The 22,939-nt window shown below is 46.4% G+C and carries 25 protein-coding genes; 16 read left to right on the forward strand and 9 right to left on the reverse strand.

The window, feature by feature from the left end; translation table 11 throughout:
• Positions 1-17: 17 nt before the first annotated feature.
• The 5 genes from ugpC to MKX80_RS05625 form a co-directional block, all read right to left on the reverse strand.
• Entirely contained in the window at positions 18-1,124 is a 1,107-nt protein-coding gene (ugpC, locus tag MKX80_RS05605; protein ID WP_154999689.1) for a sn-glycerol-3-phosphate ABC transporter ATP-binding protein UgpC, read from the reverse strand.
• 115 nt (positions 1,125-1,239) lie between these two features.
• Positions 1,240-2,121, reverse strand: a complete 882-nt coding sequence (locus MKX80_RS05610) for a helix-turn-helix domain-containing protein (protein WP_268315940.1) — start codon at positions 2,119-2,121, stop codon at positions 1,240-1,242.
• Between the two features lie 18 nt (positions 2,122-2,139).
• On the reverse strand, positions 2,140-2,358 hold the full coding sequence (locus MKX80_RS05615) for a YheE family protein (protein ID WP_182070933.1): 219 nt from the start codon (positions 2,356-2,358) through the stop codon (positions 2,140-2,142).
• A 143-nt stretch (positions 2,359-2,501) separates the two neighbouring features.
• Positions 2,502-3,860 (reverse strand): YheC/YheD family protein, encoded by a 1,359-nt coding sequence (locus tag MKX80_RS05620; protein ID WP_339228115.1) that lies wholly within the window; start codon positions 3,858-3,860, stop codon positions 2,502-2,504.
• Positions 3,857-4,942: a YheC/YheD family protein gene (locus tag MKX80_RS05625; RefSeq protein WP_154999630.1), complete on the reverse strand. Its 1,086-nt coding sequence runs from the start codon at positions 4,940-4,942 to the stop codon at positions 3,857-3,859. Before MKX80_RS05625 ends, MKX80_RS05620 begins: the two co-directional genes overlap by 4 nt.
• 330 nt (positions 4,943-5,272) lie before the next feature.
• On the opposite strand from MKX80_RS05625, the gene MKX80_RS05630 reads away from it, so the two are divergent.
• The 8 genes from MKX80_RS05630 to MKX80_RS05665 all read left to right on the forward strand — a co-directional run bounded on the left by MKX80_RS05630 (position 5,273) and on the right by MKX80_RS05665 (position 12,418).
• A complete protein-coding gene (locus MKX80_RS05630; protein ID WP_182070931.1) occupies positions 5,273-6,403 on the forward strand; it encodes a DUF445 family protein in 1,131 nt (376 codons plus the stop codon).
• A 122-nt stretch (positions 6,404-6,525) separates the two neighbouring features.
• A complete protein-coding gene (locus tag MKX80_RS05635) occupies positions 6,526-6,879 on the forward strand; it encodes a YlbF family regulator (protein ID WP_154999628.1) in 354 nt (117 codons plus the stop codon).
• 447 nt (positions 6,880-7,326) lie between these two features.
• Positions 7,327-8,190, forward strand: coding sequence for a Cof-type HAD-IIB family hydrolase (locus tag MKX80_RS05640; RefSeq protein ID WP_043927105.1), 864 nt, complete (start codon positions 7,327-7,329; stop codon positions 8,188-8,190).
• Positions 8,191-8,333: 143 nt separating this feature from the next.
• The gene (locus MKX80_RS05645) at positions 8,334-9,851 is read left to right on the forward strand and encodes a coproporphyrinogen III oxidase (protein ID WP_154999627.1); all 1,518 of its coding nucleotides are present in this window, start codon (positions 8,334-8,336) and stop codon (positions 9,849-9,851) included.
• Between the two features lie 135 nt (positions 9,852-9,986).
• Positions 9,987-10,763, forward strand: coding sequence for an enoyl-CoA hydratase (locus MKX80_RS05650; RefSeq protein WP_234112811.1), 777 nt, complete (start codon positions 9,987-9,989; stop codon positions 10,761-10,763).
• Between the two features lie 126 nt (positions 10,764-10,889).
• Complete coding sequence (locus MKX80_RS05655; RefSeq protein ID WP_154999625.1) at positions 10,890-12,008, forward strand: Rap family tetratricopeptide repeat protein; 1,119 nt, start codon at positions 10,890-10,892, stop codon at positions 12,006-12,008.
• Positions 11,998-12,135 carry a hypothetical protein gene (locus tag MKX80_RS05660; RefSeq protein WP_182070929.1) on the forward strand — a complete coding sequence of 46 codons (138 nt, stop codon included), beginning with the start codon at positions 11,998-12,000 and terminating at the stop codon, positions 12,133-12,135. The genes MKX80_RS05655 and MKX80_RS05660 overlap by 11 nt, the downstream gene beginning before the upstream one ends.
• 4 nt (positions 12,136-12,139) lie before the next feature.
• Positions 12,140-12,418 (forward strand): hypothetical protein, encoded by a 279-nt coding sequence (locus MKX80_RS05665; RefSeq protein ID WP_154999624.1) that lies wholly within the window; start codon positions 12,140-12,142, stop codon positions 12,416-12,418.
• A gap of 76 nt (positions 12,419-12,494) precedes the next feature.
• Here the strand turns inward: MKX80_RS05665 and MKX80_RS05670 are convergent, their stop codons facing one another.
• Entirely contained in the window at positions 12,495-12,680 is a 186-nt protein-coding gene (locus tag MKX80_RS05670) for a YhzD family protein (RefSeq protein ID WP_003180228.1), read from the reverse strand.
• Positions 12,681-12,797: 117 nt separating this feature from the next.
• Between MKX80_RS05670 and MKX80_RS05675 the strand changes: the two genes are divergently transcribed.
• The 6 genes from MKX80_RS05675 (at position 12,798) to MKX80_RS05700 (ending at position 20,577) form a co-directional block, all read left to right on the forward strand.
• A complete protein-coding gene (locus MKX80_RS05675; RefSeq protein WP_154999623.1) occupies positions 12,798-13,694 on the forward strand; it encodes an ABC transporter ATP-binding protein in 897 nt (298 codons plus the stop codon).
• Positions 13,687-14,955 (forward strand): ABC transporter permease, encoded by a 1,269-nt coding sequence (locus MKX80_RS05680; RefSeq protein ID WP_154999622.1) that lies wholly within the window; start codon positions 13,687-13,689, stop codon positions 14,953-14,955. The genes MKX80_RS05675 and MKX80_RS05680 overlap by 8 nt, the downstream gene beginning before the upstream one ends.
• 119 nt (positions 14,956-15,074) lie before the next feature.
• Positions 15,075-16,301, forward strand: a complete 1,227-nt coding sequence (locus MKX80_RS05685) for an exonuclease SbcCD subunit D (protein WP_268342983.1) — start codon at positions 15,075-15,077, stop codon at positions 16,299-16,301.
• 13 nt (positions 16,302-16,314) lie between these two features.
• A complete protein-coding gene (locus MKX80_RS05690; RefSeq protein WP_268342984.1) occupies positions 16,315-19,281 on the forward strand; it encodes an AAA family ATPase in 2,967 nt (988 codons plus the stop codon).
• Between the two features lie 49 nt (positions 19,282-19,330).
• A complete protein-coding gene (yhaM, locus tag MKX80_RS05695; protein WP_043927095.1) occupies positions 19,331-20,275 on the forward strand; it encodes a 3'-5' exoribonuclease YhaM in 945 nt (314 codons plus the stop codon).
• A gap of 68 nt (positions 20,276-20,343) precedes the next feature.
• Positions 20,344-20,577 carry a sporulation YhaL family protein gene (locus MKX80_RS05700; protein WP_154998591.1) on the forward strand — a complete coding sequence of 78 codons (234 nt, stop codon included), beginning with the start codon at positions 20,344-20,346 and terminating at the stop codon, positions 20,575-20,577.
• 44 nt (positions 20,578-20,621) lie between these two features.
• Here MKX80_RS05700 and MKX80_RS05705 read toward each other — a convergent pair whose 3' ends face one another.
• The gene (locus MKX80_RS05705; protein ID WP_154998589.1) at positions 20,622-21,482 is read right to left on the reverse strand and encodes a peptidylprolyl isomerase; all 861 of its coding nucleotides are present in this window, start codon (positions 21,480-21,482) and stop codon (positions 20,622-20,624) included.
• Positions 21,483-21,645: 163 nt separating this feature from the next.
• Here MKX80_RS05705 and MKX80_RS05710 point away from each other — a divergent pair, with 163 nt between their 5' ends.
• Positions 21,646-21,732 (forward strand): YjcZ family sporulation protein, encoded by an 87-nt coding sequence (locus MKX80_RS05710; RefSeq protein ID WP_003180245.1) that lies wholly within the window; start codon positions 21,646-21,648, stop codon positions 21,730-21,732.
• A gap of 126 nt (positions 21,733-21,858) precedes the next feature.
• The gene (locus tag MKX80_RS05715; protein WP_003180247.1) at positions 21,859-21,957 is read left to right on the forward strand and encodes a YjcZ family sporulation protein; all 99 of its coding nucleotides are present in this window, start codon (positions 21,859-21,861) and stop codon (positions 21,955-21,957) included.
• Positions 21,958-22,010: 53 nt separating this feature from the next.
• Here MKX80_RS05715 and MKX80_RS05720 read toward each other — a convergent pair whose 3' ends face one another.
• Positions 22,011-22,226 (reverse strand): hypothetical protein, encoded by a 216-nt coding sequence (locus MKX80_RS05720; protein WP_003180249.1) that lies wholly within the window; start codon positions 22,224-22,226, stop codon positions 22,011-22,013.
• A gap of 78 nt (positions 22,227-22,304) precedes the next feature.
• Positions 22,305-22,820, reverse strand: a complete 516-nt coding sequence (locus MKX80_RS05725) for a DUF3267 domain-containing protein (protein ID WP_154998587.1) — start codon at positions 22,818-22,820, stop codon at positions 22,305-22,307.
• Positions 22,821-22,939 lie beyond the last annotated feature (119 nt).

The raw sequence follows: 22,939 nt of genomic DNA on the forward strand, positions 1-22,939 counted from the left end.
GAATGTTTGAATCCGGATTATCCTTCAGAGCGGATGCGAAGCTCCGTTTCTTTGTCAAAGAAGTGAGCTTTATTCATGTCAAGCGCCAGTGGAAGTGTATCGCCGGCCTGGACATCGGTTCTTGAATCGACTCTGGCGATGAACGGCTGAGTGCCGGCTTGCGAATAAAGCATCGTTTCCGCGCCCATCAGCTCGGCTACCTCAATTTTCGCATCGATTTTCGAGTCTTTTGACGCTTCAATGAAAACAGGTTCATCATGGATATCCTCAGGCCTGATTCCCATGATAATTTCCTTGCCGGCATAACCTTGGCTGCGCAAAACTTTCATTTTTCCTTCCGGCACGCGAATCGAAATGCCTTCGAATGTAAACATGTCTTCTTTCAGAGTGCCGGTAAAAAAGTTCATCGCAGGAGACCCGATAAAGCCGCCGACAAACACATTTTCCGGATTTTCATAGACTTCCTTCGGCGCGCCGACCTGCTGGATGATTCCGTCTTTCATGACGACGAGCCGCGTAGCCATCGTCATCGCTTCAGTCTGGTCGTGGGTGACATAGATGGTCGTCGTCTGCAGGCGCTGATGAAGCTTTGTGATTTCAGCGCGCATTTGTACGCGCAATTTGGCGTCAAGGTTTGATAACGGCTCATCCATCAAGAACACCTTTGCGTCCCGAACGATTGCCCGGCCTAAGGCGACGCGCTGGCGCTGTCCGCCGGAAAGCGCTTTTGGCTTTCTGTCCAAATATTGTTCAAGGCCCAGAATTTTGGCCGCTTCATGGACACGCCGTTTGATTTCATCCTTCGGAAACTTCCTCAGCTTTAAGCCGAAAGCCATATTGTCATAGACGTTCATGTGCGGATAAAGGGCATAGTTTTGGAATACCATCGCAATGTCGCGGTCCTTAGGAGCGACATCATTCATCCGTTTGCCGTCGATTGTGAATTCGCCATCCGTAATTTCCTCAAGGCCTGCGATCATTCTGAGCGTTGTCGACTTGCCGCAGCCTGACGGTCCGACAAAGACGATAAATTCCTTATCCTCGATATGAAGATTAAAATTATCCACAGCCGTGACTTTGTTGTCATATACTTTATATATCTGATCGAGCACGAGTTCCGCCATTTTTTCTCCCCCTCTTTTATGTAAGCGCTTTATATAATCTTAGTTTATAAAAAACGGCGGTGCGGTGTAAATGGACATGGTGCACAAATCCCTTTCGTGCATGTTGCTAAAGCCGCTAAAGGAGATGCATCATCAAATAAACAGCGGCTGCTTCTTCAAACTGTCTGATGTCAATCCCAGTCCGTTCGATGAATTTATCAATTCTGTACTGCAGGCTGTTTCGGTGGATAAACAAACGTTTTGCTGCCAGAGAGGCATTCAGGTTGCATCTCATATACGTTTTGATGGTCAGGGATGTCTCGGGATCAGACAGCGCTTCTCTTACGGCGTCCGAAAATGATGAAGCATGAACCCGCTCCGGTTTTGCCGTCAAAAAAGACGGGAGGAACTGGCAAAACGTGGCGACGTTTTCGATGTCACCCGCTTCCAGCATATAATGAAACATTTGTTTTTCAAAGCGGATTTTGCCTTGAAGCGATCCGTTGACTGGATGAAGCTGGCCGCTGAAAAACACAGGGTTTGCCATGAAATCGCTTGTCAGTGCATCCGCAAGCTCAGACAGCTCTTTTCTTGCGAGAAACGGTGAAGGATTTTCGTGGACGATAACGGCTTCATGCCGGTCGTACCATACAACAAGCGGGTCTTTAAAAAAGCCGCTGACCGCTTCTTTGATCGCCTGTCTTTCTTCAGGGACATGCTCCATTTTAAAAAAATGGCCTTGTATCAGCTGAATGTTCCCCGGGTTTTGAAGGGGGACATCGCGAAAGAAATATTCATGCCATTCTTTCTCCCGCTTTGTCAGCTGCTGTGCTGGTTGCGGTTCTGAAAAAGGCCGGAACAGGCAATGGAGCAGCTCTTTTTCCCGGTCGGTAACCGCGCTTTTCAAAACGCCGAAGGTTTCGCCTTCGTCGGTTTGAAACCATAATACATCGTGTTTTGAAACAGCCTCAGATACAACCATCCGTTCACCGTAAAGCGTCTTTAATTTCTCCAGCATACGACAACGTCCTTTTCTTTACTCGTAAATATGGAAGAGCATTAATTCGTGGATTTCGCTTTTCAGGGAAGGCTCGTCATCATGCGGGGGATATGTGCTGCCCCACTCGATTTCCCCGGATTTATGATAAATTCCTTCATAATGAATTCCTTTATGATAAAACGATATTCTCCAGCCGGGAAGCCTTTCTTTTTTAAACAGCGGCTTCCATTGAAAGTGAGAAATCATTAACGCCACGCTCCTTCATTGATTTCAGGTGGGTAAAATCCAGCGAGCTGACTAATCGTTGATTTGTTATCATTGTATCTCATTCACAGAAAAGATCATAGATTCTTTTCACATGGAGTTTTTCAAAAAAATACCGTGAAGAAGCAGATTCTTCACGGCTTGAGGTCATGCCACATGTCCTCCGGATTAAGGATTGACTGTTCAGTTAAATAAGAAGCATATTCGAAGCTTCTTTTCTTAGTTAAGCGGCTGACAGATGCCAGACGGGGATGGGAGAAGATTCCCCTGCCGGGTCGGGAGTTGGCTTCAAACAGCCACACCTTTCCCGAACGGTCCAATCCTAGGTCAAAGCCGATTTCCCCGATGAAACCGTCAAGCTTTTCGTCAAGGACCCGGCTGAGGAGGACCGCCGCTTTTGTCAGCTTTTGCAGAATGTGAAGCCTTTCCTGAGGATCATCATAAATCTCTGCAAGCGTTTTGACGGCGCCGCCGCTCGACATGTGGGTTGTAATTCCGTCCTTTCCAGCGATTTTGGCCGCGATGGCTGTGACGGTCCATTGGCCTTTTCCGTTTTTGTTTGTATGAACCCTGAAATCTGCCGGGTGATGATCCACTTCGATCCGTTCAATGCCCTGCTGGGCAAGAAAAGAAGTATGTTTGTGTTGCCTCTGCCATTCATCTAAACATTCAGCAGCGGATGAATAAGATGTGAAGCCTTCGGCATGTCTGGCGAGAATGCCGTTTTTTTCCCGTTTTGAAAGCTGAAATATGCCTTTGCCAAAACTGCCGCCGGCGGGCTTTACATAAACGAAGCCGTATTGGTCGATCATATCTTCGATTTTATCGGCATCAGGCTCCAATGCCGAAAATGGAAGCAATCCCGCTGTATTCTCGTCTTGCTGCAGACATTCATAGATCTCCCATTTATTAAAGAAGCCCGGATTAAACCAAGGAATGCGGTATTCATCCATAAGCCGGGTTTTTGTTTCCCGCAGAGCGGCGGTTTCTTCGGCTTTGCGGTTCGGCAGTCTGTCGTAAACGACATTGGGCAGCGGGACTGTGGTCTCTTCCCAGCCGTTTTCTCTGAAAATGAGAGCCTGAACCGTGCCTTCTTCCCAATTAATCTGGTGCGCTCCGAACAGATAGCTGTAGCCCCCTGCCGGGAGATCCATCGTCAGCAGCTTCGAAAAAAATAAAGACCTCCCTCTGACAGGATCCAGCTGCGATTTTGTGAAACCGGCCGTGAAAATCCCGATTAAAGGTCCGATATAGACGGTATTGTCGCGAAAAAGCAGGGAGGCTTTGCCGCGGTACGGAATCCGCAGGTTTTTGTACAGATTTTCAGATAATAAAACGGTGCGCTTCAAATGGCTGTCAAATGAGACATGGCATCGTTCAACACTCGTACCGAAAGCCGCGAATAACAAACCGTCCTGTTTGAAAGAAGCGGGCAGGAGCATCGTGTTTTCGCTCGTCTGGTGGATGCCGACCGTCAGCGGTTGACCGGTCATCTTTTCTCAGCCCCTTTCGCGCCGGCTGAAGCCGTTAAGAATGAGCAGTACTCCAAAGGACCTTTATACAAAAGCTCCCTTTTTTCAGGAGAGTGTTTGATAAAAGCGTGCTTTCCGGGCTTTGAATTGACATCCAGCAGCCAGACTCTTCCGTCTTTCGTCAGGCAGATATCGAGGCCGAGCTCGAATAATGGCCCGTGATTCGATTCAAGCGCAAGGGGAACGGCCTGCGCCATTGTCTCTAAATCATCGAGAAGAACGGGCTGGCGCTTTTTCGGCACGGATAAAAGCCAGCTGTCAAAGCTCACCGCCTCTGAGCCTCCGGCCAGGTTTGCAAGCAGTCCGTGCTGATAGCTTCGCCTTACCGTTTTACCGGCTGTTTCCCATTCGCCATAGCCGTTTTTCTGAAGCAGCAGTCTGATATCACACGGAAAACCGTCTTTGTCTTGAATATCGAGGAACGATTGCAGCAGATAGCGGTGCTGAAGAACTTTCTGACACCAAGTTTCAAATGAGGCCTGTTTCGAAAATGACTTCAACTGTTTGTGTTTTCCGGTTTGGTAGGCGGCCTTCACCGTTTTTCCCGTAAGCTCGAGGTGAATGATGCCGCGGCCTCCTGATCCGGATGCAGGCTTCAAGATGCACGATTTTTCTTTTGCAAGCTTGCGCAGGATATCCTGGGCATTTTCTGCAATCGTTGTTGCAGGAAGGTAGGACTTGATGACGGGATCGGCTTTCAATGCTTTGTAAACCGTCCATTTGTCAGGAAGTCCGAGTCCTAAAAATGTCGTTTTAGGATACTTTTTGAGCCATTCGACAATCGGTTTTGCTTTTTTCGATTGCTGATCCCTGCCGTAAAAGCAGCGGTCATAAATCAATTCCGGGATTTCTCGTTCAATTTCATTCCACTGTCCTGACTTCGGGTGAAAGGAGAGTCCTTTCACAAGCAGGGAACCGGGGGAAATATCCAGGGGCGTGAACCGGATAAACCGGATTCCGTAGTCCGAAGCCGCTTTGGCCAGTTCTTCGGCATAGGCTTTTTCATGTTCGTGCGACAGCGACATAAATCCAAGCGTCATCATGATTATACCTCCTTCATGAAAAACAAGGCTTAAAAGGCTGAGACTGTCAAACTTCGGGCAAACTTTAATATATAGACTTCTGTTTCATGATACGCTTGAGATTGCAGAAATAGGCTTTTGTAAATTGGAAATGATTAAAAATTTTAGAGCTCCCTTCATACAATTGCCATCTGACCCATTGTATTTTGAAGCGGCTTGCTCCATTCCGTTATTTGCCCGTCTTTTATTCAGCTACTATAATAACGTTAGGCAAGACGGTGAGGATCGATCGTCAAGGCCCACGCTGTGCAGCTATGATGTCAGGTAAAAAGGAAGGCAGTTGAAAAAAACATGTATGTATTAGGGATTTTTGCCGTTATGATTGCAGTCGGTGCACTTATCGGCGCTGTAACGAATCATTTTGCGATTAAAATGCTTTTTCGCCCATATAAAGCGATCTACATATTTGGAAAAAGGGTTCCTTTTACACCCGGGTTAATTCCGAAAAGGCGCGATGAATTGGCGAGGCAGATGGGACAGATGGTCACAGGCCATCTGCTGACAACAGAAGGGATCAAAAAAAGGCTTGCATCCGATGCGGTCAAAAGCCAGGCGGTGCAGGTTGGAGAGCGGCTCTTGGCGCATCTCTCGCAATCAACGGCCACCGTTGAAGAAGCATTGGAAAGCATCGGAATTTCAAATCCCGCTCAAAAAGCGGATCAAGCGGTATCCAGATGGGCGGATGAGAAGCTGTCCGCATTTTTAGAGGCGTATGAAAATGAACCGCTGAAAGAGCTTATCCCTCTTGAGGCCCAGGAAAAGCTGAAAGAGAAAATTCCAATGGTGTCCGGCTATATTTTAAGCCGGGCTGTCAGCTACTTTGAAAGCGATGAAGGAAAGGAACGCCTCGGACATATGATTGACGATTTTTTGAAAGAACGGGGCATGCTCGGCAGCATGGTGCAGATGTTTTTAGGCAACAGCAGTCTGGTTGACCGCGTTCAGCCGGAGATTGTGAAGTTTTTAAAGAACGGCGAGACCGCGCGGTTCTTAACAGATCTGCTTGAAAACGAATGGGACAAGCTGAAAGAATATACGTTCAAGGAAGCGGATGACAAATGGAACCTCAAGCCTCTCATTTTCGATTTGAAGGAAAAGTTTTTGAAACGATTCTCGCTTCAGCCGTTTTTCGAAAAGACGATTGGCTCTTCTATTTCTAGTTTTGAGCGGGACATCGCTTTGCGCCTGCCGCAGATGGCCGACCGCATTCTCGAAGAGGCGGGCCGCCGCCTGGATCAAGTGCTCAAGCAGCTAGAGCTCGAGCAAATCGTCAAGGAACAGGTGGACAATTTCCCCGTTGAACGTCTTGAAGAAATGGTGTTGTCCATTTCCAAGCGGGAGTTCAAAATGATCACGTATTTAGGCGGCCTGCTTGGCGGAATCATCGGAGCCGTGCAAGCCATCTTTGTGATTTTGATATGAGGCTGAAGACGGCCTGTTCAAACGGAATTATCGTATAACTGTGAAAAACACTCCATAGTTTGTTATAGTGGAGTGGTGCCGATTCCATAAGAAGAATACAGGCAGGAAAGGAGCGGATCAGGATGACGGTCAATTTACATGACTCGGCTTATGACTTGGAACAAGCCTTGCGTCAAAGCGATGAATATTCCCGATTGAAAAATCTTTATGATGAGGTGAATGGCGACCCATCTGCTAAAAAGATGTTTGATAACTTTCGCGATATTCAATTGAACCTTCAGCAAAAACAGATGAACGGCGAAGACATCACTCAGGAAGAGGTCGAACAAGCGCAAAAATCCGTGGCGCTCGTCCAGCAGCATGAAAAAATCTCGCAGCTGATGGAAGCGGAACAGCGGATGAGCATGCTGATTGCTGAATTAAACAAAATCATCATGAAGCCTTTGGAAGAGCTTTACGGAAATCCAGAGAGCTGATAAAAAATCCCCCCTTGTCAAGACAAGAGGGGATTTTTTCACTAAGTGAACAAATAACGTTCATAAAGATTTAAAAAAAGACTTGTCAATTCGTGAAATAGTTGCGATAATACTAAATGTAAGTGCTTTCATTTTTTGCCGGGATACGATCATGAAAAACGGACTGGCGGCAAAATGATAAGGGGTACAGAGGAAATTGACAGACTGAAAGCACGTCTGCTGGTCAAATAAAGGGGTTGTCAATATACGGTGAATTGAACGAAAGGGGCGTTGAATTCACTGTTTTGAATATGAGGGAGAATCATGATCGTATCCAAACGATGCGAAGTAAAAAGTCTGTGAAAACAGGCTTTTTTTAGTATGTACATCAAGAGGGCTGTTCTAAAAAAAGGGACCGGGACATATCCTCTATAACAGATTCAGTCATCAAAGAAGGGGGACCTCCTGGTGTCAAAACAAATGCTTGCGCTGAATATAGACGGAACGCTGCTTCGGACAAACGGACGGCTTCATCCCGCAACGAAGGAAGCGATCGAATATGCAAAGAAGAAAGGTGTATATGTTACGCTTGTGACGAACAGACATTTCCGCTCCGCTCAAAAAATCGCCAAATCTTTAAAGCTGGATACGAAGCTGATTACACACAGCGGAGCGATTATAGCGGACAAAATCGACGAACCTTTATTAGAAAAAAGGATTTCCGAAGAACAGACATTTAACCTTGTTCAAATACTGGAAAGCTATGATTGCAATATCAGAATTCTCCATGAAAAATATTCGATTGGAAACCGGAAAAAAACGAATTCCAACCTGCTGGGGAAAACGATGATTCACCCGTCTGACCCGATTTTTTATCCCGTCCAGTTTGTCGATTCGCTGAGCGACATGCTGATGGATGAACCGGTCAGTGCACCGGTGATCGAGGTTTATTGCTCAACAGGACAGTCCGAAGAAATCAGGCAGACGATCACAAATGCGTTTCCTCTCGTCGACATCATTGAAGCGGGAGAAAAAATGCTGATCGTCCATAAAGGGATTTCGAAAGAAGCGGGCTTGACGATGCTCGCCGCCGACCTCGGTTTAAAAATGGAAGATGTCGTTGCGATCGGCCATGATATCGACGATCTTCCGATGATCGAGCTTGCCGGGCTCGGAGTCGCAATGGGCAATGCTCCTCAGGAGGTCAAGCAAAAAGCGGATTGGGTAACGCGCTCCAATGATGAACAGGGCGTCGCTTATATGATTAAAGAATACTTCAGAATGCAGCAAAGCAAAGGGTTTCTTAAAAAATTCCATATTAAAAAAGTCTGATTCTTATAGGGTCCCCGCTTTCAACTTGAATGCGGGGATTGTTCATTCATCGCTGCCTTAAAGGAATGTTTGTTTCCCGGATTGATTTTGCCCATTTATTTTTGTACACTAAAGAAAGTTTTGAAACGAAAAAGGTGATGACATTGCGCATTTATATAGAAGGGCTCCAAGACGTAAGGTTCCAGAGACCGCTTGAGCATATAGCCAACTTATTCTTTGAAGAAAGCGAAGTCGCTTTTGGCGAAGAAGCGCCGGCAGACCTTGCAATCGTTCTCGGCTATGAACGGGAAGAGAACGGTGTTAAGGCTTCGGGTACGATAAAAGATACGGACATTACAGCAGAATATGCGAAAAACATTGACCCAAAACTGACGGAAAAGGAAGCGTTTAAACAGGTGAAGAACACCGTTTCCTACGTTTTTTTGAGCATGCTTCAGGAGCATACCGGGATCATTCAGAAATGGGGGATTCTCACCGGTGTCCGTCCGACAAAGCTGCTTCACAAAAAGCTTGAGAGCGGCATGCCAAAGGAAGAGGCCCATGCCGAGTTGAAGCGGGACTATTTAATTCACGACGAAAAGATCGAACTGATGCAAAACATCATTGACCGTCAGCTGAAAGCTGTACCCGATTTGTATGAGCTGGGTCAAGAGGTCAGCATTTACATCGGCATCCCGTTCTGCCCGACGAAGTGCGCTTACTGCACGTTTCCGGCGTATGCGATCAGAGGACAAGCCGGACGGGTCGGCTCATTTTTGTGGGGGCTTCACTATGAAATGCAAAAAATCGGTGAATGGCTCGAGGAGAACGATGTCAGCATCACGACCGTGTATTTCGGCGGCGGAACGCCGACAAGCATTACCGCTGAAGAAATGGATCTATTGTATGAAGAAATGTACCGTTCATTTCCCGATGTGAAAAATATCCGCGAGGTCACAGTTGAGGCTGGACGGCCCGATACGATCACAGAGGAAAAGCTCGCGGTCTTAAAAAAATGGAACATCGACCGAATCAGCATTAACCCGCAGTCTTACGAAAATGAAACGCTGAAAGCGATCGGACGCCACCATACCGTGGAAGAAACGATCGAAAAGTATCATCTATCGCGAAATGCCGGCATGTCGAATATCAATATGGATTTGATCATCGGCCTTCCGGGCGAAGGGGTAAAAGAATTCAGAAACTCTCTTTCCGAAACCGAAAAATTAATGCCCGAATCATTGACCGTTCATACGCTGTCATTTAAGCGCGCGTCTGAAATGACGAAGAACAAGCATAAGTATAAGGTGGCTGACCGCGAGGAGATTGTCGCGATGATGGATGACGCTGTCTCGTGGACGAAACAGCACGGCTACCATCCCTACTATTTGTACAGGCAGAAAAACATTCTCGGCAACCTGGAGAATATAGGCTATTCCCTTCCCGGCCAGGAAAGCATCTATAACATTATGATCATGGAGGAAAAACAGACGATTATCGGGATCGGCTGCGGAGCTGCGAGCAAATTTGTCGATCCGCGAACGGGAAAAATCACGCACTTCTCCAATCCGAAAGACCCGAAAACGTACAATGACAGATTTGAACACTATACAAACGAAAAAATCCGCTATTTGTCTGAGCTTTTTCAGAAGCATGCAAAAAGCGGCTCTCAACAAGAATAGAAGCTGCTGCCGGGATCACCGGCAGCTTTTTTATTGCGGAATCAAGCCGGAATCGGCAACAAAAAAAGGTTTTGGAGTGCAAAGGTGGAATAGTTTAAATAGTAACAATTGTAAACGTATTCACGGAGGTGCAAGATGGAGTATATCAAATGGAAAGACGAAAACGGGATATTTGAAATTGTGCTGAATCGCTCTGAGGCGTACAATGCCCTGAACGAAAAAATGCTTGAAGAGCTGAATGAAGCTTTGAGTGTTGCAGAGGAAAGCGAATCGCTGCTCCTCCTCGTGAGAGGCAGCGGCAAAGGATTTTCTGCAGGCGGAGACATTAAGATGATGCTCTCTTCCGGAGATCAAGACAGCTCCGCCCGCCTCATTGACACGATTTCTGAAATTGCGGTGAAGCTTTACAGCATGCCGAAAATAACTGTAGCGGCTGTACACGGTGCGGCCGCAGGTCTGGGATTGAGCCTCGCGCTCAGCTGCGACCATGTACTGGTCGAAAAAGAGGCGAAGCTGGCGATGAATTTTATCGGCATCGGGCTTGTTCCCGATGGGGGCGGACACTTCTTTTTAGAGCGGAGAGTCGGTGAAGCTGCGGCCAAAGAATTGATTTGGAGCGGGAAAAAATTGACGGGGGCCGAAGCGCACGAGCTTCGGATCGCAGACGCCGTATTCAGCGGGGACTCCGGCCATTTTGCACGCATCTATCTTGAAAAGCTTCTGCACGCTCCGCTGGCAGCGATGATTGAAACGAAAAAGATCTATCAGGCGCTGAATGGCGGGCGGCTGCAAAAAACGCTCGAACTCGAGAAAGTGGCCCAGATGAAAATGCGGCTGACGAGTGACCATCAGGAAGGGATCCGCGCATTTTTAGAAAAGCGTCAGCCGCAATTTAACCGTCAGCAAGTATAACAAGAGCGGCCCGGCAGGAAATTGATCTTGGGAAATGATGTACAGAAGCAATTGTAAAAAAATTTAAGTTTCTATAAAATGATTCATAAGACACAGGTCTGTACGAGCTCACGGGAGGCGGGGAAATTGAAACAAAAGATTCCATCTGAATACGTTGCTAGAAAGCTGAATGATTGGTACAACGCCATTCGGAAAAATCAGGTCGCCGCCAGTGAATCATTGAAAGCGGAAATTTTAAATGATTTTCAAGACATGGAAGAAAATCAGGACGTCCTGCTCTACTATTCGCTGCTTGAATTCAGGCATAAGCTGATGCTCAGCTATTTGAAACCGGAAAAGACTGAAAATATCGAAAAAAACCTCCGCGACTTAGAAGAAAGAGAAGATCAAATGACAGGTTTACTGAACTACTATTATTGGTTTTTTAAAGGGATGTATGAATTCAAACAAAAACGGTTCGTCAAGGCAATCGGCTGCTATAAAACGGCTGAACAAAAGGTCAGCGCATTGGAAGACGAGGTTGAAAAAGCCGAATTTTATTATAAGCTTGCGGAAATCTACTATTATATCAACCAGAGATACCTATCGATCAACTATGCGACGCTCGCTTCCGATATTTTTAACCGGTATGAAACGCTAAAAGAAAAAAAGATTTTCTGCGATTTTATCATTGCCGGCAATTGGGTTGAATCAATGACATACGGACCCGCGCTGAAAAGCCTGGCCAATGCGCTTGAAGACGCCAGGAAAATCAAAAACAGCCATTTGACGGCAGCCGCTCATTTTAATTTGGGAAATTGCTACTTCCATCAAGAATCGTACCGGGAAGCCTCAGATCATATGGAGAGCGCCCTTTCCATTTTTGAACAGGAAAGTTCATCATATATTCCAAAAGTGCTGTACAACTTGATGTACGTTCGTCTAAAGCAGGGAAACCATTCCGGAGCTGCCGCCTGTTATGAAAAAGGCATCCGAAGCGCGGCATCGCTCGGGGATGAAGAACACGCGGCAAAGCTTAGCATCCTGTGTGGGCTGTATTTGGACGGCGGGGATCAGAAAGCTGTGGAAAACGGATTTGATTATTTGGAGTCAAACCATTTATATGCTGCTGTTGAAGAGCTGGCTTTAGACGCAGCCCAGTATTATAATCAAATTGAGCGGCTTGAAGATTCCATTTTTTACTATGAAAAGTGTGCTCAGGCAAGACGAAAAATCAAAAGGGGAGATGCGTTGTATGAAAGCTAAACTGTTGTTCGTCATGGTGTCGCTGGCTGTTGTGTTAACGTCTTCAAGCTTTTTGGCAAATGCGGGGAAAGCCCCTTCCTTGTATGCGGACAAAATGATCACGACTGACAAGGAGGCCCGAGTTTAAGGACATGATTTCATCTGAGAATGAGCGGGCTGACGCAGCGAAAGAATGGACGATGTATATTACAGTCTCTTGCCTTTTCATCCTGATCGTCTCTGTGATTTGTTTTTTCGCTCCGGCCTACCGCTTGCAGGATCTTTTGTTTCGAATGTTTGATGCTGTCATCATCTGTGTGCTGGCGGTCAATGGCCTTTATTTTCTGCCAAAAAATAAAGGCGTCGCTTACGTATCGTTTTTACTCGGTTTCATCAACATGGGACTGCTCATTGTTTTGATGATCCGCTAGGGTTTGGCGGATCAAAGGGCAGGCGGCGGCAGCCAGAGACCTTCCCCTTGAAGCGCCGCCTTACCCCGTATTTTAGTCAGCTGCGGAAAACAATGATTTTACCGGACGAATGTACTACCCGGTGTGTATGCTCCAAAAATTGCTTTTCCTTCAGCATTCCTCTTCCTTTCTCTTTCGCTTCTTCATCATCTGCCGCTTCAAATCGCTCATTTAAAAGCGTTTCTCCACTAGTATCGAAAACGGTTACATAATAATTTTCCATTTCTCTTCCCCTTTCTCAAAATATGATCTATTTGTTTAAAATTATATAAAAATCAAAAAAATCCTTTTTAAAATGGTATGACTAACGTATGATTGTAAATTGGAAGGAGGAGTTATAATGCTCAAAATCGATCACGTCACGAAAAAGTTCGGTTCATTCACAGCTGTAAACGATCTGACGCTGGAGATTCCAGACAAGCAAATGTTCGGTCTGCTCGGCGCCAACGGAGCAGGAAAAACGACGACATTCCGAATGATACTCGGCCTTTTGAATGCGACAGAGGGTACTGTCACATGGAAAGGACAGCCGATTAACTACGGTGTCACAAACAGCATCGGCTATTTGCCTGAAGAGCGCGGACTGTACCCGAAGCTGAAGGTGAAAGATCAGCTCGTGTACCTCGGCCGCCTGAAAGGCATGACAAAACAAACTGCGCTCAAGGAAATGGAGAAGTGGCTCGAACGGTTTCATATTACGGAATACGCCGACAAAAAAGTTGAGGAGCTATCCAAAGGGAACCAGCAAAAAATCCAGTTCATCACGGCCGTGCTGCACAAGCCGGAGCTTTTGATTCTTGACGAGCCGTTCAGCGGGCTCGATCCGGTGAATGTCGAGCTTTTAAAAGATGCGGTCATTTCTTTGAAAGACGACGGCACCTCGATTGTTTTTTCAAGTCACAGGATGGAGCATGTCGAAGAGCTGTGCGAACACGTCTGCATTTTGCAGCGCGGGACGCCTGTCGTTCAAGGGAAATTAAAAGAAATCAAACGTTCTTTTGGCAGAAAGAATGTCACGATTCACGCAGACGGCGACTTGAGCTTCTTGAAAGAGGCGGACGGCATCGTCAAATGGCGGGATCATTCCGAAGGAGTCCGCCTGCAAGTCGAAAATGAGGAAGTCTCTCAAGAGCTGTTTACAATGCTTCAAGGACGCGGGTTTATCAGAAAGTTTGAACTTGAAGAGCCTTCTTTGCATGATATTTTCGTCGAAAAGGTAGGTGCCCGTTATGAATAAGTTTTGGATTGTTCTTTTTCATACATATCTCAGCAAGCTGAAAACGAAGTCGTTCATCATTTCAACGGCCATCACGCTTGCGCTTGTCGTGCTCGTCACAAATCTGGGATCGATTATTTCCATGTTTGATGACGGCGGAGAGGGTGATAAAATCGCTGTCATTGACCGCTCAAATCAGCTGTACGACACGTTTGCCCAGCAAGTGAAAGCACTCGACAATAATGAAGCTTTGGAAGTCGAAAAAGCGGATAAGCCGGAAAAAGAGCTTGAAAAAGACGTCAGAGACGAAAAGCTCGAAGGCATTTTAATCCTGGACAGAGATAAAAAAGGCGTGCTGAAGGGAACGTATAAAGCGCTCGAAATCGCTGATTCCACAGCTGTCTCCACGATTGAACAGGCGCTCTCACAAGCAAAGATCGCCGTTGGAACGGCTGAATTGAACGTACCGCAGGAAAAGCTGAGTGAACTGTTTACACCGGTAAAAGTCAACAGTGTCGCCTTGAAAGAAGGCGCGAAAACCGAGGAAGAGCTTCAAAAGGCGACAGGGCTTGTATATGTTGTGCTGTTTGTCATCTATTTTTCGGTTTTGACGTACGCGTCAATGATCGCGACAGAAGTTGCGACGGAAAAGTCTTCCCGCGTGATGGAAATTTTAATTTCCAGCGTGCCGCCTGTCCAGCAAATGTTCGCCAAACTGTTCGGCGTCGCTCTGTTGGGATTGACACAGATTGCCGCGCTGTTTCTTGTCGGCTATCTTTCTCTTCAGTCCAGCCAAGAAAAGGGAGGGGATGCAGCCGATATGATTAAAGGATTTCTTGACATTTCCGGAGTACCTACTGCAACGCTTGTGTACGCGGCCATTTTCTTGATGCTCGGCTACTTCCTCTACGCAACTCTTGCGGCATTTCTCGGAAGCGTCGTCAGCCGGATTGAAGATGTTCAGCAGATGATTTCGCCGATGATTCTGCTGGTCGTCGCCGGATTCGTAATTGCCATGGTCGGGCTAAGCACACCAGATTCAACGTTCATTACCGTTACTTCATTCATTCCGTTCTTTGCGCCGATGATCATGTTCCTCAGAGTCGGCGTGCTTGATATTCCGTTTTGGGAAGCGGCTCTCGGCATCGGCATCACCGCTCTTACCATTGTGATTCTCGCCGTCATCGGGGCGAGGGTGTATAAAGGCGGCGTGCTCATGTACACGAGCGGCGGCGGATTGAAAAATATCAAACAGGCACTTCGTCTGTCAAAAGATCAATAATAAAAGAGAAAAGCAGCTTGAAAGAAAAGCTGCTTTTTGCATGCAAAGAGTAGAACGTGCATTCGCTTTCAACCCGTGATAGAATGGGAGCAGAATGTTTTAAGAAAAGGAGCAGAAGATTGACAAACATCACTTTCATTCATGCGGCCGATCTGCACCTGGACAGTCCGTTTCACGGCATCAGCCGGCTACCTGAAGAGGTTTACCGGCGGATCAAAAACAGCACATTTAAAAGCGCTGAAAATGTGTTTAAGCTTGCGATTGATGAACAGGCCGACTTCATTTTGCTTGCCGGCGACCTTTTCGACGAAGCAAACCGCAGTTTAAAAGCACAGATGTTTTTGAGAAAGCAATTCTTAAAGCTTAAAGAGAACAACATTCAAGTCTATGTGATTTTTGGCAATCACGATCATCTGGGCGGCGATTGGACACCGATTGAATGGCCGGACAACGTTCACATCTTTTCATCGGAAGACATTGAAGAAAAATCATTTTACAAGGCCGGCCGGCTTGCCGCAACCATCTACGGCTACAGCTATCCCGAGCGCGCTGTTTTTGCCAATAAGGCAGCTGAAATCAAAAGAACGACCGACGCACCTCTGCATATCGGGATGATACATGGGACGCTTTCCGGGGAGAGCGGCCATGACCCGTACTGTCCTTTTTCCCTTCAAGATTTAAAAAAAGGCCAGATGGATTACTGGGCGCTTGGCCATATACATAAAAGACAGGTCATTTCAGCCGCCGATCCGGCTGTGATTTATCCGGGAAATACGCAATCCCGGCACATGAAGGAAACGGGTGAGAAAGGCTGCTATCTCGTCAATGTTTGCGGCGGAGAACTGTCCTTCGAATTTAAAGCCGTATCGGATGTCCTGTGGGAAACGGCCTGCATCGATATCTCCGGGACAAAGCAGATGACAGAGCTGATCAGCCTGATGCAGGATGCCTTTCAATCCTTCAGAAACAGAGGCAAGCCCGCATGCGTTAAGATGGTATTGACAGGAGAAACACCCTCTTATTTAGCGGAAGGACAGGCCGGCATTGCGGACGAGATCCTTGACATCTTCCATGAAGAAGAGCGGGAGGAAGACGCGTTCATCTGGCTTACCGCAATCGAAGATCAAACCGATGCCGCCTTGTCGGGAATCGAACGGGACGCTTTTTTCCAGGAGCTTTTGCAAGAAATGCATGAATTTCAGGATTTCAGCCTGATTCTTGACGATTTGGAGCGGCATCCGGTCTTTAGAAGGCACGGAGAGCGGTTTAATGATGAAGACTTCCGGGACATTCGCGCACAGGCGGAAAAACTGCTGCTTCATGAACTGAAGACATTGAAAAGATAAGGGAGGATGCAGGATGAATATACATGCGATACATATATATGGATACGGTAAATTTGCCAATCAGACGTTTCGCCTGTCTCCTTCAAATCTGCATTTGATCTATGGGCTCAATGAAGCCGGGAAAACGACGCTCATGTCGTTTATTGAAAGCGTGCTGTTCGGTTTTCCGAAGACGAAACGGTACGAGCCGAAAACGGGCGTCATTTACGGGGGGATGCTTGAAGTCGGACACCCTGATTTAGGTCAGATCCGAATCGAACGGACGGCCGGAAAGCCTGAGCGGGTCACCGTTTATCTGGAAGACGGCAGCACGAAGCCGGAAGCTTTTTTAAATGAGCTGCTGTCAGGCGTCGACAGGCAGCTGTATAAAGCGATCTACTCATTTGACGTGTTCGGCCTTCAGGAAATTCATAAATTCAACCGCGACAAAATCGGCCGTTTTCTGCTGTTTTCGAGTCTGTTCGGCTCTGATGCGATTTCCAAGATGGATGCCGGCCTCGTGAAAAAACAGGAAGAGCTGTTTAAACCGAACGGACGGAAGCCTGAGCTGAATCAAGAGCTCGATCGGTTAAAAAGGCTTTCCGAAGATTTGAAAAAGGCGAAGGCGCGGGAAGGCGACTATCACCGTCTCTTAAACGAAAAAAAAGGCGCTGAGGCGTCGATAAAGGAAAGCGGTCAACTGCTGAAAGATCTTGAGCACCTCGTCTCACAAATCGAGCAGGCGATTGAGATTCTGCCGGCGGCCGCGGAAAAGCGCCAGCTGGAAGAGCAGCTCGCATCTTTCGGCGGCTCAGGAGAAAGCCGTTTCCCCGAAGGCGGACTTTTTGAGCTCGAAAAGCTCGAATCCCACCTGCATCCAAAAGCGGCTCAGCTGGAGGCGCTGGAAGAAAAAAAGCGCGGTTTGGAACAGCGCGCCGCCGCTTTTGCACCGGTTGAAGCCTTCTTCGAGCACGAAGCCGAAGCGGAAGAGCTTTTAACAGCATATCCGTTTTACCAGTCGTATACCGAAAAAATCGCGTCTTTGACTGAACAGCTTCACCAGATAAACGGACAGGTTCAAGCGGGGCTTGAGCGCCTGCAAATTGAGGAATACGATATCCTCAATGCAAACACCACGTATGAATACGAATGGAAGTTGCAGGAAACCGTCCAGGCATACATCGAGTTTCGCGAACTGAAGCGGTCGCTCGACGAGCGGTTTGAGCAGGCGAGGGCTGATTTGGAGGAAGCTGAACAGGCCCATGCCGCTCTCAGCAATGAAGTGATGCCGGATGATGTCCGCAAGCAAAAGGAAGAAACCCTTAGCCGCCTTGCGTCCGCCGGCGGTCATGCCGGAAGGCGGGAAGAGCTGATCCTTCAGCTTTCCTATCTGAAGAAAGAACAAAAAGTTCGGATGAAAAGAAGAAAGACCGCTTTTGCGGCAGCGCTTTGTGCTGCTTTTGCGGCAGCTTGTGCGGCGCTCTTTTTCAAGGAGTGGTTTCCGGGCGCTTTGCTCGTGCCGATCTTGCTCATAGTAGCCGCTCTTGTTCTAAAAAAGCCTGAGCCTTCCGCGGCAGCGGCTTTTATTCAAAAACAGCTGGACGACATTGACCGCAGCGGTTCAAAAAGCGGAGTGAGTGACAACGCCTTAAGGGAAGAGCTGTGGAAGGACGACCAAACCCGGCAGCTTCTCATCGCAAAACAAGCTGAACTCAGACAGAAAGAAGCGGAATATGAAAGAGCGATTCAGAAGTTCGAAGAGTGGGAAAAGGATATCCGTCCGTATCAGGAGAAGACCGAACGCTATTTGGAAGAGCTGAACCTGTCAATCGACCCGTCATTTTTAGCTGATGCGTACGCTTTGATCAAGGAACTCCGAGAGGAAATGTTGAAAAAGCGGGATATCGAGAAGGAACTGAGCCGCCTTCAGGCCAAAAAAGCATCCTTTGAAGCGGGCTTGAGAAAGCTTGTCTCATCCCTCAGCCTCACGGGAGGAAGCGTCCAAGAGCAGGTGTTTCAGCTGAAAAGCACGCTTGAGTCCCAAAAAGAAAAACTTCGGCAAAAACAGGAAGCAGACGTGTCTTTAAAGCATACAGCCGAACAAATCAAAGAGCTGACAAAAGAGACGGAATACTTCCAATCCCAAATTGCCGAACTCTTTCAAAAAGCAGGGGCGGACGGACGTGAGATGTTTATCAGACTGGCGAAGCGCGACCAAACCAAAAAAGAATTAACGGCAAGGCTCGGGCAGCTCAAAAGAGAGCTCGGCAGGCAGGACGAGAAGGCCGTCATGCTCGCATCAGGCCACTCTCTTGCAGAACTGAAAGGAAAGCTGGCCGAGGCGCAGGAAAAAAGAGCCCGAACAGAAAAACAGCTGGCAGAAGAAAGGCAAAAGGCGGCTAATCTTCATGCAGAGCTGGTCAGACTTGAGGAATCGGGAGCGGTATCCGAGCTCGCCTATCAGACCGGGATGCAAAAAGAGCGTGTCGCCGAACTGGCCACAAAGTGGGCCGCAGTCAAGCTGATCCGGCAGGCGGTCAAAAACAAGATAGATGAACACAAAAAGGTTCGGCTTCCGAAGTTATTACAGATGGCTGAAACATTACTGAACCCATTGACTGCTGGACAATACGAAAAAATTTATTTTTCTGAAACAGATGATTCCATGATGGTCATGCGGAAAGACGGAGCCGTTTTTTACGCCCACGAACTGTCTCAGGCGACTTGTGAACAGCTCTATTTAGCGATCCGATTCGCTCTGGCCCTCTCCCATCAAAAGGAAGTCAAATTGCCGTTCCAGCTGGATGACAGTTTTGTCCACTTCGACCACGAGAGGTTTAAACAAGTGCTGAACATTTTAAAAAAGCTTTCAGGCGAAGATCAGCAAATCTTGTATTTTACGTGTCATGAACATGTAAGAGAAGCTTTTCGCGACGAAGATGTAATTCTGCTTCCTTCCGCTATGGAAAATGTGGAAGTGAAGGGTATAAATAACAAATAAAAGTGTGTGCTATAATGATTTTATGTAGGAAAACGGAGGGAGCTTTATCATGGCAAAAGGTATCATGCTGCACGAAGTTGGCGAGCAGGTGGATTTGTATTTGCTTATTAAATCGTCAACGAAAGGAATCGCAAGCAACGGGAAACCGTTTTTAACGCTGATGCTGCAGGATCAGTCCGGAGATATAGAAGCAAAGCTGTGGGACGCCAAGCAGCAGGACGAAGTGACCTACGGCCCGCAGACGATCGTGAAAGTGGTCGGCGACATTCATCATTACCGCGGGCGGAACCAGCTGAAGCTGAGAAATATCAGACCTGCGGGCGAGAATGAAAATGTCAAAATCGATGACTTTCTTGAGACTGCACCGATTCCCAAAAACGAAATGATGGATGCGGTCACTCAATATATTTTTGAAATGAAAAACCCGAGTATTCAGCGAATCACGAGGCACCTCGTCAAAAAATACGGCAAGGAATTCATTGATTATCCGGCTGCGACAAAAAATCACCACGAGTTCGTGTCAGGCCTCGCATATCATGTTGTCTCCATGCTGAACCTGGCCAAATCGGTCGCAGACCTGTATCCGTCGCTCGATCGCGACCTTTTGTATGCAGGCGTTATTCTGCATGACCTTGGAAAAGTAAAAGAACTATCCGGCCCGGTGTCCACGACATATACTGTCGAAGGGAACCTGCTGGGGCACATTTCGATTATGGTGACAGAAATTGCAAAAGCCGCTGAAGAGCTTCAAATTGATTCAGAAGAAGTGCTGATTCTTCAGCATTTGATTTTAAGCCATCACGGTAAACCCGAATGGGGCAGTCCGAAGCCGCCGATGGTCAAGGAAGCGGAAATTCTTCACTATATCGACAACCTTGACGCGAAGATCAATATGATGGACAGAGCGCTCGAACGGGTCAAGCCTGGAGAATATACCGAACGCGTCTTTGCATTGGATAACCGTTCCTTTTACAAGCCCGTTTTTCACAAATAAGCGTCATAACTTGTCTCCCTTTTGCATAATGTCTGATATACAGTTTATTCAAAAAAGGGGGAAAAGCCGTGCTGCTGTTTCCGTGGTGGGTGTACCTTTGCATCGTTGGCATTATTTTCAGCGCCTATAAGCTGATGACGACGGCAAAGGAAGAGGAAAAGATCGATCAGGCTTTTATCGAAAAAGAAGGCCGCATTTATATCGAACGGATGGAAAAAGAAAAAGCAAAGCGCACGAAGCGTTCATTGGATGAAGATCAAGAACAGCATGAAAAATCGGCTGACAGCCATTCCATCGCATAAAAAAAGCTGTCCGGCCCCGCGAGGGGAGGACAGCTTTTTTGGCGTCAGCTGCTGCTGCTTGTCTGAGCTTGGCGCTGGTCGACTTGTTTTTTCAACTCTTTGTCTTTTACTTTTAAATCAGCATCTTTGACAAGTTTGTCAATGACAGATTGCAGTTCAGTTTGATCGTTTTGCTTTTGTTCTTGAACCTCTTTTTTGAGCTCTTTTTTCATGTCTTCATATTTGCCGCGCTCTTCGTCTTTTTTAATGATGTGATAGCCGAATTGCGATTTCACAGGTCCGCTGACTTCACCGGTTTTCAAAGCAAATGCCGCTTTGACGAAATCCTTGTCCATGTTATCGTCTTTGCCGACCCAGCCGAGGTCACCGCCTTTTTCGGCTGTTCCGTCAGTTGAATACTCTTTTGCAAGGTCTTCGAATTTTTCACCTTTTTTCAGCTTTTTCTCAACTTCTTCAGCCGTTTTCTTTTCCTTCACAAGAATGTGGCTTAAGTGGATTTTGCCTTTCAGGCCGTCATAATATTCTTTTACGTCATCATCAGTTACTTTTATGTTATCCTTTGCGGCTTTTTGCATCAGAAGTTCGTATTTGATCTGTTCTTTGACGAATTTTTCGCCTTTTTGGTCAATGAGCTGGTTGAGCTGGTCACCCATCGATTTTTTGTACTCGTTCAGCTTTTTGTCGATTTCTTTGTCGGAGACATCGTATTTATCGTCGAGTACTTTTTGCTGAACAAGCATGTTCAGTGCGTCCGCTCCGGCATTGTCTTTTAATGTTTGATAAAGGTCTTCTTTTGTAATATTTCCAGCTTTTGTTTCTGCAACAACCTCAGAATCTCCCCCGCTGCATGCGCTGAGAGCCAGCACGCTTGTCGCTGTAATCGCCGCAATTGCAATCTTCTTCATAAATGCAAACACTCCTAATCATAACAGTTTAAACTTTCCTTTGAATTGTATCATATCATATTCTGACATGCTGTAAAAAGATTTTCAACAGAGGGGCATCCGTCTAGTCAAATTTTCTTTCCGCTCATACAAATATATTGATCAAGAAAAGGAGGTCAATAACATGAGCGGAGGATACTCAAGCGGTTTTGCTTTATTGGTCGTGTTGTTCATTTTATTAATCATCGTTGGTGCAGCTTATCTGTACTAAATCTTGGAAAATGAGAAAAGAACCGTCATTTTTTCAGGCGGTTCTTTTCTTTTGGACGATAGCCTAATCGTTTCATGACATTCGTGCATACACTAATGTAACGACTGGGGCAGAGGAGGTGTCAATATGGGCGACGGTTATGCAGGAGGTTTCGCTGGCGGCTTTGCGCTGCTTGTGGTACTGTTCATCTTATTAATTATTATTGGTGCTTCTTGGATATGCTAATCCACAAAAGGATAGCTGCCGGATCAATACGATCGGCAGCTATCCTTTTTTCTTTACACCGTAAAGGAAATCTCAATGAATGATGAGATCAATAAAATTAAGATCAGCACATTAATCATTCTAAATACCTTATCCTGCCGCTCTTCAGGAATCTCTCTGACAAGGCATAAAGAGTTTGTAAGCTTGTTTATGTTGAAGACAGTAAAAACCGCAAACAAGATGAAATAAAAAAGGATGATAGGAGATCCCCCTCTCTGTTTCTGCTCCATACTACATTACCAAATATTTATTAAAAAAGATAGAAAATAGACTGAAAAAAAGGATTTTCCAAGTGCCTAGCAGCTGGATTATTTTTGTATTAAAATATCAAAATCGTCGGCTTCCTGATCGACAAAACAGTTTTTAGGCGCTTTGATCAGTTTCCAGGCAAACAGAAAATCAGGCAGACAATAGCCGAAATGAATGCTTGAAATGATGCAGAAATAATGAGCAAAGCTCGGCATCACTGCCCCCGCGTAAAATAATACAGGCGTGATGACGAAAAAAGGGCAGAGAAGAGAGACAAGCATCGTGTTTTTCGGAATTTCTCTCCATGTTCTCATTTTCAACCAATAAATCTTTTTTTCTATTTTTTTCTTGCTGATCATCGGCAAGATATGAAGAATTTTATGGGCGATTATAGCCGCAACCAAAAGTCCTGCAAACAAAAGGGCATGATCGCCTCTCTGAACAGTTTGCGGATGAATAAGCTGCATCGCTAAATATTCGGGAATAAAAAATAAAATCATTAAACTGACGGCAGTGAGCACGATGCGCATGCCTCCATAATCTTTAACGAGATTGATGGTTTTCCAGCAACTCATAAATGACATCCTTCCGTTTCAACAAACTGTTATATGAAATCCTCAGAATAATTTACTCCTCTGGATGAGAAAAATCAATCCCTTTTCCGAAAAAAATTTCGTCATTTTCCAAAGAATTT

It is taken from the genome of Bacillus sp. FSL K6-0972 (genome assembly GCF_037976035.1).
GTDB lineage: Bacteria > Bacillota > Bacilli > Bacillales > Bacillaceae > Bacillus > Bacillus haynesii.

Coding starts and splice junctions, on each gene's coding strand:
- ugpC (WP_154999689.1), bottom strand. CDS start 1,124: ATGGCGGAACTCGTGCTCGATCAGATATATAAAGTATATGACAACAAA.
- MKX80_RS05610 (WP_268315940.1), bottom strand. CDS start 2,121: ATGCTGGAGAAATTAAAGACGCTTTACGGTGAACGGATGGTTGTATCT.
- MKX80_RS05620 (WP_339228115.1), bottom strand. CDS start 3,860: ATGACCGGTCAACCGCTGACGGTCGGCATCCACCAGACGAGCGAAAAC.
- MKX80_RS05625 (WP_154999630.1), bottom strand. CDS start 4,942: ATGATGACGCTTGGATTTATGTCGCTGTCGCACGAACATGAAAAAGCC.
- MKX80_RS05630 (WP_182070931.1), top strand. CDS start 5,273: ATGTATGTATTAGGGATTTTTGCCGTTATGATTGCAGTCGGTGCACTT.
- MKX80_RS05635 (WP_154999628.1), top strand. CDS start 6,526: ATGACGGTCAATTTACATGACTCGGCTTATGACTTGGAACAAGCCTTG.
- MKX80_RS05650 (WP_234112811.1), top strand. CDS start 9,987: ATGGAGTATATCAAATGGAAAGACGAAAACGGGATATTTGAAATTGTG.
- MKX80_RS05660 (WP_182070929.1), top strand. CDS start 11,998: ATGAAAGCTAAACTGTTGTTCGTCATGGTGTCGCTGGCTGTTGTGTTA.
- MKX80_RS05665 (WP_154999624.1), top strand. CDS start 12,140: ATGATTTCATCTGAGAATGAGCGGGCTGACGCAGCGAAAGAATGGACG.
- MKX80_RS05670 (WP_003180228.1), bottom strand. CDS start 12,680: ATGGAAAATTATTATGTAACCGTTTTCGATACTAGTGGAGAAACGCTT.
- MKX80_RS05675 (WP_154999623.1), top strand. CDS start 12,798: ATGCTCAAAATCGATCACGTCACGAAAAAGTTCGGTTCATTCACAGCT.
- MKX80_RS05680 (WP_154999622.1), top strand. CDS start 13,687: ATGAATAAGTTTTGGATTGTTCTTTTTCATACATATCTCAGCAAGCTG.
- MKX80_RS05690 (WP_268342984.1), top strand. CDS start 16,315: ATGAATATACATGCGATACATATATATGGATACGGTAAATTTGCCAAT.
- yhaM (WP_043927095.1), top strand. CDS start 19,331: ATGGCAAAAGGTATCATGCTGCACGAAGTTGGCGAGCAGGTGGATTTG.
- MKX80_RS05705 (WP_154998589.1), bottom strand. CDS start 21,482: ATGAAGAAGATTGCAATTGCGGCGATTACAGCGACAAGCGTGCTGGCT.
- MKX80_RS05710 (WP_003180245.1), top strand. CDS start 21,646: ATGAGCGGAGGATACTCAAGCGGTTTTGCTTTATTGGTCGTGTTGTTC.
- MKX80_RS05715 (WP_003180247.1), top strand. CDS start 21,859: ATGGGCGACGGTTATGCAGGAGGTTTCGCTGGCGGCTTTGCGCTGCTT.
- MKX80_RS05720 (WP_003180249.1), bottom strand. CDS start 22,226: ATGGAGCAGAAACAGAGAGGGGGATCTCCTATCATCCTTTTTTATTTC.
- MKX80_RS05725 (WP_154998587.1), bottom strand. CDS start 22,820: ATGAGTTGCTGGAAAACCATCAATCTCGTTAAAGATTATGGAGGCATG.